Annotated in this window: 11 protein-coding genes; 6 read left to right on the top strand and 5 right to left on the bottom strand. The window is 45.7% G+C overall.

Features of this window, described 5'->3' with window-relative positions:
* Positions 1-58 precede the first annotated feature (58 nt).
* On the top strand, positions 59-4,261 hold the full coding sequence (gene rpoC, locus N5E84_RS11710; RefSeq protein ID WP_013857949.1) for a DNA-directed RNA polymerase subunit beta': 4,203 nt from the start codon (positions 59-61) through the stop codon (positions 4,259-4,261).
* 124 nt (positions 4,262-4,385) lie between these two features.
* On the top strand, positions 4,386-5,693 hold the full coding sequence (locus N5E84_RS11705; RefSeq protein WP_029388402.1) for an IS4-like element ISVa16 family transposase: 1,308 nt from the start codon (positions 4,386-4,388) through the stop codon (positions 5,691-5,693).
* Between the two features lie 81 nt (positions 5,694-5,774).
* Here the strand turns inward: N5E84_RS11705 and N5E84_RS11700 are convergent, their stop codons facing one another.
* Complete coding sequence (locus N5E84_RS11700; protein WP_019282811.1) at positions 5,775-6,269, bottom strand: Rsd/AlgQ family anti-sigma factor; 495 nt, start codon at positions 6,267-6,269, stop codon at positions 5,775-5,777.
* Between the two features lie 180 nt (positions 6,270-6,449).
* Between N5E84_RS11700 and nudC the strand changes: the two genes are divergently transcribed.
* From nudC to N5E84_RS11680, 4 genes are all read left to right on the top strand, one after another.
* Positions 6,450-7,235, top strand: coding sequence for an NAD(+) diphosphatase (gene nudC / locus N5E84_RS11695; protein WP_170889804.1), 786 nt, complete (start codon positions 6,450-6,452; stop codon positions 7,233-7,235).
* Between the two features lie 249 nt (positions 7,236-7,484).
* Positions 7,485-8,552, top strand: coding sequence for a uroporphyrinogen decarboxylase (gene hemE / locus N5E84_RS11690; RefSeq protein WP_010318957.1), 1,068 nt, complete (start codon positions 7,485-7,487; stop codon positions 8,550-8,552).
* Between the two features lie 101 nt (positions 8,553-8,653).
* On the top strand, positions 8,654-9,292 hold the full coding sequence (locus N5E84_RS11685; protein WP_013857945.1) for a TetR/AcrR family transcriptional regulator: 639 nt from the start codon (positions 8,654-8,656) through the stop codon (positions 9,290-9,292).
* An 89-nt stretch (positions 9,293-9,381) separates the two neighbouring features.
* Positions 9,382-10,344: a hypothetical protein gene (locus N5E84_RS11680; protein WP_019282809.1), complete on the top strand. Its 963-nt coding sequence runs from the start codon at positions 9,382-9,384 to the stop codon at positions 10,342-10,344.
* Positions 10,345-10,381: 37 nt separating this feature from the next.
* On the opposite strand, the gene N5E84_RS11675 is transcribed toward N5E84_RS11680, so the two are convergent.
* The 4 genes from N5E84_RS11675 to N5E84_RS11660 form a co-directional block, all read right to left on the bottom strand.
* On the bottom strand, positions 10,382-11,467 hold the full coding sequence (locus N5E84_RS11675) for a murein hydrolase activator EnvC family protein (protein ID WP_231494664.1): 1,086 nt from the start codon (positions 11,465-11,467) through the stop codon (positions 10,382-10,384).
* 222 nt (positions 11,468-11,689) lie between these two features.
* On the bottom strand, positions 11,690-13,222 hold the full coding sequence (gene gpmM, locus N5E84_RS11670) for a 2,3-bisphosphoglycerate-independent phosphoglycerate mutase (protein WP_019282807.1): 1,533 nt from the start codon (positions 13,220-13,222) through the stop codon (positions 11,690-11,692).
* A 156-nt stretch (positions 13,223-13,378) separates the two neighbouring features.
* Positions 13,379-14,266 carry a DMT family transporter gene (locus tag N5E84_RS11665; RefSeq protein ID WP_013857940.1) on the bottom strand — a complete coding sequence of 296 codons (888 nt, stop codon included), beginning with the start codon at positions 14,264-14,266 and terminating at the stop codon, positions 13,379-13,381.
* A 112-nt stretch (positions 14,267-14,378) separates the two neighbouring features.
* Positions 14,379-16,259: a methyl-accepting chemotaxis protein gene (locus N5E84_RS11660; protein ID WP_019282806.1), complete on the bottom strand. Its 1,881-nt coding sequence runs from the start codon at positions 16,257-16,259 to the stop codon at positions 14,379-14,381.
* Between the last annotated feature and the right edge of the window lie 255 nt (positions 16,260-16,514).

Here is a 16,514-nt window from a genome sequence, read left to right as displayed (position 1 = left end):
ATTATCCTGGTAGAAAGGCGCTCGCCGAGCGCCTTTTAACTCCTTACAGGAGCTGATTGTGAAAGACTTATTAAACTTTCTAAAAGCACAGCATAAGACCGAAGAATTTGATGCAATCAAAATCGGTCTATCTTCACCTGACATGATTCGTTCATGGTCTTTTGGTGAAGTTAAAAAACCTGAAACGATCAACTATCGTACGTTCAAGCCTGAACGTGATGGTCTGTTCTGTGCGCGTATTTTTGGTCCAGTCAAAGACTACGAATGTCTTTGTGGTAAATATAAGCGTCTGAAACACCGTGGCGTGATCTGTGAAAAATGTGGCGTTGAAGTTACACAAACTAAAGTTCGTCGTGACCGTATGGGCCACATCGAGCTTGCATCACCGGTTGCTCACATCTGGTTCCTAAAATCGCTACCGTCTCGTATCGGTCTGCTAATGGATATCCCTCTACGTGATATCGAACGTGTTCTTTACTTCGAAATGTATGTAGTAACAGAGCCGGGTATGACGGATCTAGAAAAGAGTCAGATGCTTACTGAAGAAGAGTATCTTGACCGTCTAGAAGAGTGGGGCGATGAGTTCACGGCGAAGATGGGCGCAGAAGCGATCAAGGACCTATTGGGTTCAATGGATCTTGTCGCTGAAACAGAGATGATGCGTGAGGAGTTACAAACCACTAACTCTGAAACTAAACGCAAAAAACTGACTAAGCGTCTGAAGCTTGTTGAAGCGTTTATCAGCTCAGGTAATAACCCTGAGTGGATGATCCTGACTGTGCTTCCGGTACTTCCGCCAGATCTACGTCCTCTAGTACCACTAGATGGCGGTCGTTTTGCGACATCTGATCTGAACGATTTGTACCGCCGTGTGATCAACCGTAACAACCGTTTGAAGCGTCTTCTAGAGCTAGCAGCTCCGGACATCATCGTACGCAACGAAAAGCGTATGCTGCAAGAGTCTGTTGATGCGCTACTTGATAACGGTCGTCGCGGTCGTGCGATCACAGGTTCTAACAAGCGTCCTCTGAAATCTCTTGCTGATATGATCAAGGGTAAACAAGGTCGTTTCCGTCAGAACCTACTTGGTAAACGTGTAGACTACTCAGGCCGTTCTGTAATCACAGTAGGTCCATATTTACGTCTGCACCAGTGTGGTCTTCCTAAGAAGATGGCACTTGAGCTATTTAAACCATTTATCTACAGCAAGTTAGAAACTCGCGGCATGGCCACGACGATCAAAGCAGCTAAGAAAATGGTTGAGCGTGAAGAAGCGGTTGTTTGGGATATCCTAGACGAAGTGATTCGTGAACACCCAGTACTACTAAACCGTGCACCAACACTGCACCGTCTTGGTATTCAAGCGTTCGAACCTGTACTGATTGAAGGTAAAGCGATTCAACTGCACCCACTTGTGTGTGCGGCGTATAACGCGGACTTCGATGGTGACCAAATGGCGGTTCACGTGCCTCTAACTTTAGAAGCACAGCTTGAAGCTCGTACACTGATGATGTCGACCAACAACATTCTGTCGCCAGCATCAGGTGATCCGATCATCGTACCTTCACAGGACGTGGTTTTGGGTCTGTACTACATGACTCGCGAAAAAATCAACGCACAAGGTGAAGGTATGTACCTGGCTGGCCCTAAAGAGGCTGAGAAGGCATACCGTACTAAGACAGCGGCGCTACACGCACGCGTTAAAGTACGTATCACTGAAACCGTTGTTGATGAAGATGGTTACAGCACAACTGAGACTAAGATGGTCGATACGACTGTCGGTCGTGCCATGCTATGGCAAATCGTTCCTAAAGGTCTGCCATACAGCATCGTGAACCAGAAGCTTGGTAAGAAACAGATCTCAAATCTATTAAACGAAGCGTATCGTAAGCTTGGTTTGAAAGATACGGTCGTATTTGCTGACCAAATCATGTATACTGGTTTTGCTTATGCAGCACTGTCAGGCGTGTCAGTTGGTATCGACGACATGGTTGTACCAGCAGCGAAATACACTGAAATTGCTGAAGCTGAAGAAGAAGTACGCGAAATCCAAGAACAGTTCCAATCAGGTCTTGTTACGGCGGGTGAGCGTTACAACAAAGTTATCGATATCTGGGCGTCTACCAACGACCGTGTTGCGAAAGCGATGATGGATAACCTATCTTCTGAAACTGTGATCAACCGTGATGGCGTAGAAGAACAACAAGAATCGTTTAACAGCATCTATATGATGGCTGACTCGGGTGCTCGTGGTTCTGCTGCTCAGATTCGTCAGCTTGCAGGTATGCGTGGTCTGATGGCGCGTCCAGATGGTTCAATCATCGAAACGCCTATCACAGCAAACTTTAAAGAAGGCCTGAACGTACTACAGTACTTTATCTCTACCCACGGTGCACGTAAGGGTCTAGCCGATACTGCACTTAAAACAGCGAACTCAGGTTACCTGACTCGTCGTTTAGTAGACGTTGCACAAGACGTTGTGGTGACAGAGCATGACTGTGGCACTCAAGAAGGTGTCGACATGATGCCTCATATCGAGGGTGGTGATGTTAAAGTTTCTTTAACTGAACTGGCTCTTGGTCGTGTTGTGGCTGAGGATGTGATGAAGCCAGGCACTGAAGAAGTACTTATTCCACGTAATACTCTGATTGATGAGAAGTGGTGTCAGATTATCGATGAGAACTCTGTCGATAATATGAAAGTACGCTCAGTGGTAACCTGTGATGCGGACTTCGGCTGTTGTGCGCTATGTTACGGTCGTGACCTTGCTCGTGGTCACCTAGTAAACCAAGGTGAGGCAGTTGGTGTTATTGCTGCTCAATCTATCGGTGAACCGGGTACACAGTTAACGATGCGTACGTTCCACATCGGTGGTGCGGCTTCTACTGCTGCGGCAGAGAACAGCATCCAAGCGAAGAACAAAGGTTCGGTGAAACTTCACAACGCTAAGTTCGTTATCAACAAAGATAAGAAGCTGGTTATCACATCTCGTGCATCAGAGCTGACTATCATTGACGAATTTGGTCGCACTAAAGAAAAACACAAACTGCCTTACGGCTCTGTGTTGAGTAAAGGTGATAACGACGCGGTTGAAGCTGGTCAAACAGTGGCTAACTGGGAAGCGCACACCATGCCAATCATCACTGAAGTGGCTGGTCGCATCCAATTCGTTGATATGATTGATGGTGTAACGGTTTCTCGCCAAACAGATGACCTAACGGGTCTATCTTCAAGCGAAGTAACCGAAGCTGCCGCTCGTCCAGCAGCAGGTAAAGATATGCGTCCAGCTATCAAACTTGTTGATGCGAAAGGTAAAGATGTCATGATCCCTGGTACTGATATGCCAGCTCAATACTTCTTGCCGGGTAAAGCGATCGTTAACATCGAAGATGGTGCTGAAGTTGGTATTGGTGACACATTAGCGCGTATTCCACAAAAATCTGGCGGTAACCGAGACATCACGGGTGGTCTACCTCGCGTAGCTGACTTGTTTGAAGCTCGTCGACCAAAAGAGCCTGCGATTCTTGCTGAGCACACAGGTACTGTGAGCTTTGGTAAAGAAACCAAAGGTAAACGTCGTCTAATCATCACTCGTGAGGGTGACGAAACTTATGAAGAAATGATTCCTAAGCATCGTCAACTTAACGTGTTTGAAGGTGAGAAGATCGAACGTGGTGACGTTATTGCTGATGGTCCTGAGACTCCGCACGATATTCTACGTTTACGTGGTATCCATGCTGTAACGTCTTACATCGCTAACGAAGTTCAAGAAGTTTACCGTCTGCAAGGCGTTAAGATTAACGATAAGCACATTGAAACTATCGTTCGTCAAATGCTACGTAAGTGTACGATTACTCATGCTGGCGACTCTGAGTTCCTAGCGGGTGAGCAAGTTGAATACTCACAAGTGAAAGTTGCAAACCGTAACCTAGAAGCCGAAGGCAAACAGCCTGCTCGTTTCGAGCGTGAGCTACTAGGTATTACTAAAGCATCTCTAGCGACTGAATCGTTCATCTCTGCGGCATCGTTCCAAGAGACAACTCGCGTACTAACAGAAGCGGCTGTTTCTGGTAAACGTGATGATCTTCGCGGTCTGAAAGAAAACGTAATCGTTGGTCGTCTGATCCCAGCGGGTACAGGTTTCGCTTACCACCAAGAACGTCAAGCTAAACGTGCGGCACAGCTAAAAGGCCCGTCTGCTGAACAAGCGACAGATAACCTAGCGGCACTGCTAAACGCAGGTTTCTCTTCTGAAGAGTAATCTCAGCGCTGATTAAAAAAGGCACCTTCGGGTTAATGCCGATCAGTTAAGGCCAAAGGGATCGGTTGAACGATCCTTCAGAGCTGTCAAAATCCAAGTGTATTTAATGCACTTGGATTTTTTTATGGATGTTTCCCAAGCTCTAAACATAATTAATGATTGGAAACCTAGCAACGTTGAGACTTTGTCTGACTTACTTCCAATTGACCTCATCAACGAAGCTTATTCTCTTACTGATACCGTCACGATGAGAAAGAGGAAATTAACTCTAGAATCCATGGTTTGGTTACTTGTTGGAATGGCTATCTATAACAATAAATCCATGAAAGACTTAGTTAACCAGCTTGATATTGTCGATCGTACGGGTAAAGCTTTTGTCGCACCGAGTGCGTTGACTCAACGTCGAAAGACGTTGGGTGAAGGCGCAATTAAAGCGGTCTTTGAGCAAATGACGACTTCATGGTTAAAAAGTGCAAAGTTACCCCAGTGGAATGGATTAACGCTTCTTGGCGTCGATGGAGTGGTTTGGCGCACGCCCGATAACCCGCAAAATGAAAATGCATTTTCTCGACAAAAAGGGACACAATATCCGCAAGTGAGAATGGTCTGCCAAATGGAACTAAGCAGTCATATTATCACGGCCAGTGCTTTTGATAACTACAATACAAACGAAATGGTATTAGCTGAAAAACTGATAGAAACAACACCGAATCATAGCGTGACAATGTTCGATAAGGGGTTCTATTCTTTAGGCTTATTACATAAATGGCAAGACTCTGGCTCAGAGCGCCATTGGCTTATTCCCCTCAAGAAAAATACACAATATGACATTGTTCAATCTTTAGGGCGAAATGACAAACTTGTTCAATTACACAGTAATCCAAGAGCTAGAAAGCGATGGTCTGATTTACCAAAGTCGATAACCGCTCGACTTGTCACTCGTAAAATTAAAGGAAAAGACTACCAAGTATTAACTTCTATGACAGATCCGCTGCGTTACCCATCAAAAGATATTACTGGTCTTTATGAGCATCGTTGGGAGATAGAGCTAGGCTACCGAGAGCAAAAACAATACATGCTTGGAAACCGTCTCACGCTGCGAAGTCGTTTGCCAGAGTTGGTAAAGCAGGAGTTATGGGGCATCTTACTTACTTACAATTTAATTCGATATCAGATGGTAGAGCTCTGCTTCAATTTAAAGGGAAACTACCTTCCTTATCAACTGAGTTTTAACGGCACATTAGCTCATGTATCTGCGTTACTTGTAGGCTTACCTTACTCAACACCAGGAGCAATACCTCGTCAGTTAAAGGGTTTTCACAACATGGCTGAAAGCTTAATACTTGAAGGGCGAAGGGAAAGAACATTCCCTAGAACAGTTAAGCCTAGACCACAACGGTATGCTAAGAACAAAAATGCCGTTCACTCTTAAGTGAACGGCATTACACCTTCGGGTGCCTTTTTTGTTGCGCTTAATCAATCTACGCGAATGATTACATCCAAATATTCAATATTAAGCACCCGGAGGGATAGCCAAGCTGTCCGCGATAAGTTGAATCAAACTATCTTCCACTCCAAAACGCACCTCAATAATTTCACCAATTAGCGAAAGGTCGTTGTCAAAGTTTTCGAGATCATCCTCATCACTCACTGCCGCGTATTTATCTGTAAAATTGAGTAACGGCTCGGTAGTAACAATAATTTTACCGTAAGTTTGGTTAATTTCATCGGTGGCCTCAAAGCCAGTAGCACGCCACTTATCCATTACCATATCGTAAATTTTGAAGTGGCCTTCGGAAATATAATCCACCAGTTGCTGGCAAAAACGTTGCAGCTCTTCTGGCGAGGGAAGCCCGTTAACATTCGTTTTGGCGGTGCAAGGTTGCAGCGCGGCTAATTTGCAATACTCTACAATTAAGGTTTGTCGCGTGTTTAACCAGTGATCAATAACGTCACTGTAACCGCCCCATTGCTCTTGTGTGCGTTTTAGTTTTTTTAGCATGACCATGCCCTCATGATCGGGTCACAAAGCTGGTGACCGTTTCCTTTGCGTAGGGTTGCACTTCGTAGATACAACTCATTGTCCTTACTAGAATTTATAGAACTAAATTTGGAACGTTACAAATTCTGGTATGAATTTAGATTGCCAGTAAAATGGGGTAACTGCAAGAAGAGAGGTCGCAACATGTTGAAAAATAGTGATACAAAAATCGCTTATTGGTGTGTAGTTTCCGGAAGTGAGATCTGGACCATAAATGGTGAGTTACCGCTAGGATCTGCGGGTGAATATTCCCTGCCTTTAGAAAAAGCGGTGGTGGTAGATAGTTGTGATGGTTACCCAGTGATGTGGGTTAATGATGCCGATCTTGATGGCGAGCGAGAAATGACTTCATTACGCGAATTGTTGCATCTCAAACCAGAACTGTTTTTGGCGATCAGCAAAGCGCTTCAATATGGTCACATGAGTCAAACGTTACGTTTTTGTCCACAATGTGGTGGGCGAAATTACCTAAACCATAACCAATTGGCGATGCAATGTTCTGAGTGTCGAACGTTACATTATCCGCGTATCTTTCCTTGCATTATTGTCGCGGTACGAAATCAGGATAAAATTTTATTGGCCCAGCACCCAAGGCATCGTAACGGCATGTATACCGTCATTGCTGGTTTTCTGGAGGTCGGGGAGACGTTAGAGCAATGCGTGGCACGTGAAGTGCTTGAAGAAACGGGGATTCATGTGAAAAATATTCACTATTTTGGTAGTCAGCCTTGGGCATTTCCATCGAGTATGATGATGGGCTTTGTGGCGGAATATGACTCTGGCACGATAAAACCCGACTATAGTGAATTGAGTGATGCACAATGGTTTTTAGCAAGTGCTTTGCCTCCCGTTGCGCCCGAAGGGACGATAGCCAGAGCATTAATAGAGCACACGTTAAGCGAAATCGAGAAAGATTCACTGCCGCATTGCTAAAAAAAAACCTCCGGTGAAGGAGGGGGTAAGTAAGATGTCGTTATGAGATGCCGAGTACAGAGTACTCAGTTTATAATTATAGTTTTCGCTAGCGAACAAATTTTTAACACCGTTAAAGGTTGCTTGCAAATTAACCATTGATTTAAAAGTTAATAACATGATCTCGCTTGCAAAGCACACCGTTTTTGGCGCTTATTCAGTGCTAGAATAACGCCACAAAAAATAACAAGCTTTAAATTGGAAGACGGAATGACTGAATTAAAAAATGATCGCTACTTGCGTGCACTGTTAAAACAACCTGTCGATTGCACCCCTGTATGGATGATGCGCCAAGCGGGACGTTACCTGCCAGAGTATCGCGCAACGCGTGCCGAAGCCGGCGATTTTATGGCGCTGTGTAAAAATGCAGAGCTAGCTTCTGAAGTGACATTGCAACCATTACGCCGCTTTCCATTAGATGCCGCTATTTTATTTTCTGATATTTTAACCATTCCTGACGCCATGGGATTGGGTTTGTATTTTGAAGCGGGAGAAGGGCCAAAGTTTGAACGCCCGATCACTTGTAAAGCCGATGTCGATAAAATTGGCTTACCGGATCCGGAAGGCGAACTGCAATATGTGATGAATGCCGTACGCCAGATCCGCAAAGATCTACAAGGTGAAGTTCCATTGATCGGTTTTTCAGGCAGCCCATGGACACTCGCGACTTATATGGTGGAAGGTGGCAGCTCAAAAGCCTTCACTAAGATCAAAAAAATGATGTACGCCGATCCTAGCGTGCTGCACGCCTTGCTCGATAAACTGGCAGACAGTGTTATTGAATACCTCAACGCACAAATCAAAGCGGGTGCTCAGTCTGTTATGATCTTTGATACTTGGGGCGGAGTACTGACGCCGCGCGACTACAACCTCTTTTCACTACAGTATATGCACAAAATTGTGGATGGTTTAATTCGTGAAAATGAAGGTCGCCGCGTACCCGTCACTCTGTTTACCAAAAACGGTGGCATGTGGCTGGAGCAGATTGCTGCAACGGGTTGTGATGCTGTAGGGCTTGATTGGACCATCAATATTGCCGACGCCAAAGCGCGTATCGGTGACAAGGTGGCGCTGCAAGGCAATATGGACCCTTCCATGCTTTATGCTCCGCATGATCGTATTCGCCAAGAAGTGGCGACCATTCTTGAAGGGTTCGGCCATGGTGGAACGGGCCATGTCTTTAACCTCGGACACGGTATCCATTTAGATGTGCCACCGGAAAATGCGGGCATATTTGTTGATGCGGTGCACGCCTTGTCTAAACCGTACCATCAATAATAGGTTTGCGGTGCCTTATCGCCGATAATGCACCGTTTCTCACTCTCATCCTGTTATTTGATAGGAGCAGGTTCACAGAAGTAAAGAGGTAATAAGACAAGATGAAGACCAAAGATAAGATCGTTTATGCTGCATTAGCGCTGTTTAATGAACATGGTGAAAGAACGGTGACCACTAACCATATCGCAGCACATATCGAAATCAGCCCAGGTAATTTGTATTATCACTTTCGTAATAAACAAGAAATTGTTCGTGATATTTTTGCTCTCTATTCAGCAGAGTTACTCGAACGTTTTCAGCCGATTGCGGCACAGCGCGAAAGCTTAACTCTGTTAAAGCATTATCTTGATTCGATCTTCACTTTGATGTGGAAATACCGTTTTTTCTATGCCAATTTACCGGAAATCCTGCAGCGTGATGAAGTACTACATGGTGAGTACATTCAAGTACAAGAAAAGCTGCAAACTAATCTCATTAATATTATGCACGCTTTTGTTGAGCTGAAATTGCTGTCTGTCGGAAAAGAAGATATGCAATCTTTAGTGACCACTCTCCATATGACGGCCTCGTGTTGGTTGAGTTATCAGTCAGCGATGTTTTCCAAAACGCAGATCACCGAGCAAGTGATTCATCAAGGCATGCTACAGATGATCGCAGTCGTTAAACCCAAAGCAACGGAACAAGGTCTTGAACAGCTTCTATTATTAGAGGAAGGTGTGCGGGCGATGCACGCATCATAATCTGTGCTTAGTTATAACCTTTGAGTATTGTTCTTAATCCTTTGAAGCTGTTAGCTTCTTAGCTATACATCTCTAAGGGTGGTGTTGATATGCACTATGACGTTTTTAACGGTGATGCTGATGGCATCATCTCTCTTCTTCAGCTGCGGCTTGCTTACCCTCGCACGACGACCCTAGTTACTGGGGTTAAGCGTGATATCAAATTACTCCAGCGTCTTAATCTTCAATCCCGAGATAGTCTGACCGTGTTAGATATTTCGATGGAGAAGAATCAGCGACCTTTACAGCAGGCTCTTGCGGTGGGGGTGACGGTGTTTTATGCCGATCATCACTATGCAGGCTCAATCCCCGAGACTCCGCTGCTTGACGCCCATATTGATTTGGACCCTAATACTTGTACGGCATTAATTATTGATCAGTGGTTAGGTGGTCCGTTCCATGAGTGGGCGATTGTGGCAGCTTATGGCGATAATTTGATTGCTAAAGCGGATACTTTAGCGCGCAACGCAGGGCTAACGACCACTCAAGCCGAACAACTAAAAAACTTAGGCACTTTGATTAATTATAACGGTTATGGAGAGACGATAGAGCAGCTTCATTATCACCCTGCTGATTTGTACCAAGCCTTGCTGGTTTACCCTTCGCCGTTTGATTTAATGAAGGATGACAACTCCCCTTTTTACCATTTGCAGCACGCTTATGAGCAAGATATGCAGCTTGCTCAGTCGTTAGAGCCTATCTATAAAAGTGCCTGTTTGAGCGTATACGAGCTGCCAGACTGTGCATCATCACAGCGAGTGAGTGGTGTGTTTAGTAATTGGCTAGCCAATCAAGCACCCGCTGCGGCACATATGGTTTTAACGGTAAATTCATCGGGTGGTTATACCGTTTCGCTACGTGCTCCATTAGCCAATAAACAGGGAGCGGATAGGTTATGCAGCGCCTTTGCAACCGGAGGCGGGCGAGAAGCGGCGGCGGGTATTAATTCGTTGGATAAAAGACAATTGACCCAATTCATTACTCAAGTAGAAGCGTACTATTCATCACACTAACGCTCGCCCGGATTAACTGGGTGATGAATGTATTTTGCTAGCGACTGAGCCAGCGTGTTGGGTCTTCGGCTTTACTGTTGCGACGAATTTCGAAATAGAGCGCTGGCTGAGATTGACCGCCAGTGTCGCCTGCTAAAGCAATGGTTTCACCTGCGGTGACTTTATCGCCCTCTTTTTTGAGCAAACTTTGGTTAAAGCCGTATAAGGTCATATCGCCTTTGCCATGATCGAGCAAAACCACCAGACCATAACCACGTAGATATTCAGCAAACACGACCGTGCCAGAATAAACCGCTTTGACGTTTTGACCATAATTGGCGTCAATGACTAGGCCTTTCCAATCAATTTGTCCACTTTGACGTGTACCAAAAGCATGTAGGATTTTGCCTTTGACTGGCCAAGGTAGCTTGCCTTTTTGCGGCGCTAACCCATCCATTAGTACAGCGTTACGTTTTGCTGCTTTGGCGATTTCCGCTTGTAATCGCGTTTCATTGCGTTGCAATTCCGCTAAGTAGACTTTATCACCGGAAATGCTTTTTTGAATTTTACCCACTGTACTGCGTCGTTCTGACTGCGTTTTTGCCAACGTGTCGCGCTTTTGGGTCTGTTGCTCTAAAAGCGAGGCTATTTGATCTCGTTCAAGTTGTAGCTGTTTTTCACTTTCATTGAGCTCTGTCTGCGTAAGTTCAAGCTGTTGGATGGTTTGGCTGCGCGCCTTCGCCAAGTGTTGGTAATACTGGCTGATGCGATCTTCTTCCACGCCATTATTGAGTATGTTGGATGAGGCTGTCGCTCGCTGAGTGGCGTAATAGGTTTTGATCAGTTGAGCTAATTTGGCGGTTTGTTGTGTTTGTTGTGTTTCTAAGGCCGTGATCTTTTGCTTGAGTTTAGCGATATTAGCGTTAGCCACTACTAATTCTGATTTGGTGTTTTTGATCTGATTTTCTAGACTTGAAATACCCACTTCTTGCTTTTTAAGCGCATTTTGCAACGAATCGAGCTCTTTTTGTCGATTATTTAACGCTTGCTGCTGACGAGAAATTTCGCCTTTCACCCCTTTTAGCTCTTGTTGTGTGGCAGCCATTAACGGTGAGCTGGAGAGGCAAGCTAGCCCTAACACCATCACTAGGCTAAGTGCATGCCACCAAGTCGTTATAGTAAGTGGGTGTGGTGAAGGCTTGTTTCTCATCCGTTTTCAAGTCTCTATCGACAAATTAGTGAGTCAGTATACTCAAAGCCATCCGCGAGGCGAAAGCCCTATGTCAAAACTTGCAATCAAATCGAGTTCTTGGGCGAAAAAAAAGCCTCGATATTTATCGAGGCTCAACATTACGTGGTTGGTGAGTTATTTAAACAACACTTGACCAGACATTTCTGCCGGGATGTCCATGTTCGATAGAGCAAGCATCGTTGGTGCTAGGTCAGAAAGCTTACCACCATCTTTTAGCTTAAGATCTTTGTTACCGACGTAGATAAGCGGCACTGGCAGATTGGTATGAGCAGTATGAATGCCCCCTGTTTCTGGGTTCACCATCATTTCTGCATTGCCGTGGTCTGCTGTGATCAGTAGCTGGCCATCGACTTCTTTAATCGCTTCAACCACTTTTCCGATACACTCATCAAGCGCTTCGCATGCTTTCACGGCCGCTTCGTAAATACCAGTATGACCAACCATATCGCCGTTCGGGTAGTTACAGATAATCGCATCGTATTTACCCGATTTGATTGCCGCAACGAGTTTTTCAGTCAGTTCAGGCGCGCTCATTTCCGGTTGCAGATCGTAAGTTGCCACTTTAGGTGAAGCAACCAATTGGCGCTCTTCGCCTGGGAATTCGTTCTCAACACCACCGTTAAAGAAGAAGGTGACGTGCGCGTATTTTTCTGTTTCAGAGATGCGCAACTGAGTTTTACCCGCCTTTGATAGCCACTCACCGTAGGTGTTTTCTAGTGATGCTGGTGGAAATGCGCACAACAGAGGAATGTCGGCGGCGTATTGGGTTAGCATCACAAAGTCAATTGCTGGGAACTTCGCACGTTCAAACCCGTTGAAATCTGGTATGAAGGCACGAGTAATTTCACGTGCACGGTCGGCGCGGTAGTTCATGAAAATCACGGCGTCGCCATCTTCAATCGCAGCAGAGTCTTGGCCTTCAGCTTTGATTTCTGTCGCTTTAACAAATTCATCATTTTCTTCACGTGCGTAAGCGGCTTCAAGGCCTGCCACGGCGGAATCAAAAGTAAATTCTGCTTTGGCTTCAACCAATAGGTCGTAAGCTTTTTGTACGCGTTCCCAGTTGTTATCGCGATCCATGGCGTAGTAACGACCAATCAGTGAGGCGATACGACCTTTACCTAATTTAGAAAATAGGTCTTGGAAGCGTTGCAATGAGGCTTCGGCACTGCGTGGTGGCGTATCACGGCCATCAAGGAAGCAGTGGAGGTAGATTTTCTCAGCGCCACGGGCAGCAGCCATTTCAACGGCAGCGTAGATATGATCTTCATGCGAGTGAACACCACCTGGCGACATTAGCCCCAATAGGTGAACCGCTTTGCCCGCTTTGATGGCTTTATCCATCGCGTTGACTAACACTTCGTTTTGTTGGAATTCACCATCAAGAATTGATTTAGTAATGCGTGTCAGGTCTTGGTAAACAATACGACCAGCACCGATATTGGTGTGACCGACTTCTGAGTTACCCATTTGACCATCCGGTAAACCTACATCCATACCAGAAGCAGAAATCAGAGTGTTTGGGTTGTTTGCAATTAAGCTATCCATGACTGGAGTATGTGCATTGCTGATTGCGTTGTGTGCGTTATCTTCACGGTAACCCCAACCGTCAAGAATTACTAAAGCCATTGGCTTCTTAGCTGACATAGTTATGACCTCGTCAAATTCAAAGTAACTTAAACAGAAATTAGCGTAATTTTACTACACTTTGAAGCGATTGCAGTAGGTTAAGATCAATGATTCTCCCTATCAATGCCTATAAAGGTAGCCTATTGATCAACATCGGTGCCTTTTTAGCGCCATTTAATAAACTAAAATTCCCGTCCCAAGCACGGCAAACAGTGCGCCGCACCAAGCGAAGCGGTTGGGCCGCTGTTTGGTATACATCCATAAAATAGGCAACAACATGATGGGCGTGGTTGAGGAGAGCAGGGCCACCATACCCACGTTGCCTTCACGCAGTGCGTAGAGAATTAACGTCATTCCGACCGCCATCGCAAGAAAACCGTTGATGGCAGTAATGGTAAAAATGGGCAGCGTAATGGCTTGAGTGGCGCGTGCTAATTTTGCACCAGTAGCCAACAGTAAGCAGTGTGCGGTGAAAGCGGTGAGCATTCGAATCGCGGAAGCGGCGATGGGGTCGATCCCCGTTTGCATCACAGGTTTGGCGATGATCCCACCCAATGCTTGGCATAGAGCCGCGATAAGGCCAAGTGCAATGCCAACCCATACTCGGCCTTTAATTGCTTCCAATGCATTATGATTTTGCCCTCGGCGGCCAAAAAAGATGGCCGTTAGAACGCCTGAAAAGACAAAAGTCGCGCCCACTAGCTCTGCATGGCTCATGCTTTCGCTGAATAAAAAATAGCCGAGAATGGCCGAAAAAACGGCATGGCAGGAAAAGAGTAAACCGGCTTGTCTTGGCCCCATGCGATTTAAACACGCAAACAGCGCCGTATCGCCAATGAATATGCCAATCAACCCCGAATACATCATGGGTGTTACCATCTCGCTGTTTACCGTTGCCCAGCCGCCAGTTGCCAACGCCATGCTCACTAAAATGAGAGAAGTACAGCCCATCCGCCAACGGCTATAAGCAAAGGTTCCTAAATGGCGAGCGGGAGTAACAGACAGTAAACTGGCTACTGCCCAAAGAAACGCGGCAGCAAGCGCGAGCCATTCGTAGCCCATGTAAACATCCTTGAACGAGGGAAGGATCTCAATATGCCTTAAGCGCTAGGGGAAAACAAAGGGAATTTATGGGCTTGCCTCAATGTGATTAAAAGAGGCAAGCCAAGAGGATTTACACTTTGAAGCGGCGAATATCGTTACGCATGGCTTCTGCCGATAAATGCATTTCATGAGCGCTGTGGCTGCTCTGCTGAGTTTGACTAGCAAGGTCATCAGAAGCGTCTTTGATACCTTGTGTATTGCGGCTAATGTCTTCGCTGACGGCTCGTTGCTCTTCAGCGGCACTGGCAATTTGCAAGGCCATATCATTGATCTCGGTAATGGCTTGCGTGATCCGCACTAAACTGTCGTGAGCTTGTTCGGCATAGTCAACACTGTGGTCGGCCAGTTTGGTGCTGGCTTCCATATTCTCGACCGCATGTTGAGTATTGCGCTGCAAGGTTTCAATCATGGTGCGGATCTCTTCCGTTGAGCCATGTGTACGTTGGCTGAGCACGCGAACTTCGTCGGCGACCACAGCAAAACCACGGCCTTGGTCACCTGCGCGGGCCGCTTCAATCGCTGCGTTGAGTGCTAACAGATTGGTTTGTTCGGCAATACTTTGAATGGTGGATAGGATCTGGTTGATACTTTGAGCATTGCTCTCCAACTCTCGGATCACTTTGGCCGCACTATCGACCTGATTGGCTAAGTGAGTAATGGAATCTCGATTCTTTTTGATAACCGCCTGCCCGTCATCACAAGCTGAGGCCGATGCTTGTGACGCGCTAGCGGTCAGTTCGGCATGGCTAGCCACCTCAGCGGCGGTAGCCGACATCTCGTGAATCGCGGTGGCTATTTGGTTGACATCATTTTGTTGGTGCTCAACTCGCATGGAAGCTTGAGCAGAAAGGTCATTGGCATCTTGTGCTTGCTGGGAAAGTTGTTGGCTACGGCTGACGATCCCTTTCAGCATCTCCTGCATTTGACTTAAAAAGAGATTCACTTTCTCGGCCAATTCACCGATTTCATCCATGCGTCGAATGTCGATGCGTTGGGTGAGGTCACCTTCTCCTTGCGCTAATTGCGCTAAAGCGTTCGACAATACCTGCAGTGGTTGCAGTAAGCGGGTTACAACCCAAGTGCTGATGCTGGCGATAATAATGTAGAGTACTAAAGAGGCAATGGCGGTAAAGGTGATCTGCTCAGAAACCGAGGCGTAGGCCATCTCTTTATCCACCACAATGCCCAGTAACCAATCGGTATTTGGTATTTGTGAGACGTAAATTAATTTGTTGCCTTGCTTTGGCCAAACAATAGTATCAACGCGATTCTCTTTAGCTAAGCTGGCCATATGCTGGGAATCTAATTCGTTGTTTAAATTGGTTAAAGGTTTTTGGCTTAAGGCTTCATCTTGATAGGCGACAATATTGTTATTGCCATCAACCAGAAACGCAAAGCCTTGGTTATCGAGTTTAACACTCAGTACCTCTTTAATGAGATTGGTTACGGTTAAATCGGCGGCGAGTACACCTTGTTTTTGACCTTTAAAGGCTTTGGCGAAGCTGACTACGATGCTGCCATCAAAATCTTGGTAGGGTTCGGTAATTATAAGCCCGGATTGTGCCATTGCATCTTTATACCAAGGGCGCGTTCTTGGATCATAATCACTTGGCCAATCTTCGGTTTTATCACCATAAGCGATGGTGCCATCACTGAAGCCAGCATAGACAGAAAGAAAATCACCGCCTTTTTTGGTGACCAGTAGCGCTTGATCTGCGTTGTCATTACTGGCGATAAAAGATTCATTGGCCAACATCATATTGCTACGGATCCCGAGCCAATCACTGATATAACGGCTGGTGGCGAGACTGACATTTTCCATTTCACTATTGATGGCGTGAGTCGTCTCCTGTTGCAGTTGGCTGACGGAGATCCAAGCTTGTACACCACTGACTATCGCAATGATAATGGCGATCGCCACTTGAATTTTAAATTTGATGGTATGTCTCATGGGTTATGCCCCTAGAACGGTTTGACAACAGCGTGTCGATAGATCAGAACGGAAAAAAGATGAATTAACGGCACCTGTGCTTATTTGCAGCCAAATGATGAGGTCTTTTCATGGTTCTTCAGATAAATGAATAACTAAAACAGGCTAATCCTACGAAAATATGATGTTGATTAATATGATCGCGCTCGATTATTACTCATCCAGTTGAGTCATTTTTGCTGAGTTTTAGATAGAGATGATTCATCTTGCGACTTG

It is taken from the genome of Vibrio sp. J502 (assembly GCF_025397955.1).
Classification (GTDB): Bacteria; Pseudomonadota; Gammaproteobacteria; order Enterobacterales; family Vibrionaceae; genus Vibrio; species Vibrio anguillarum.
This window is presented reverse-complemented; position numbering and strand designations above follow the sequence as displayed.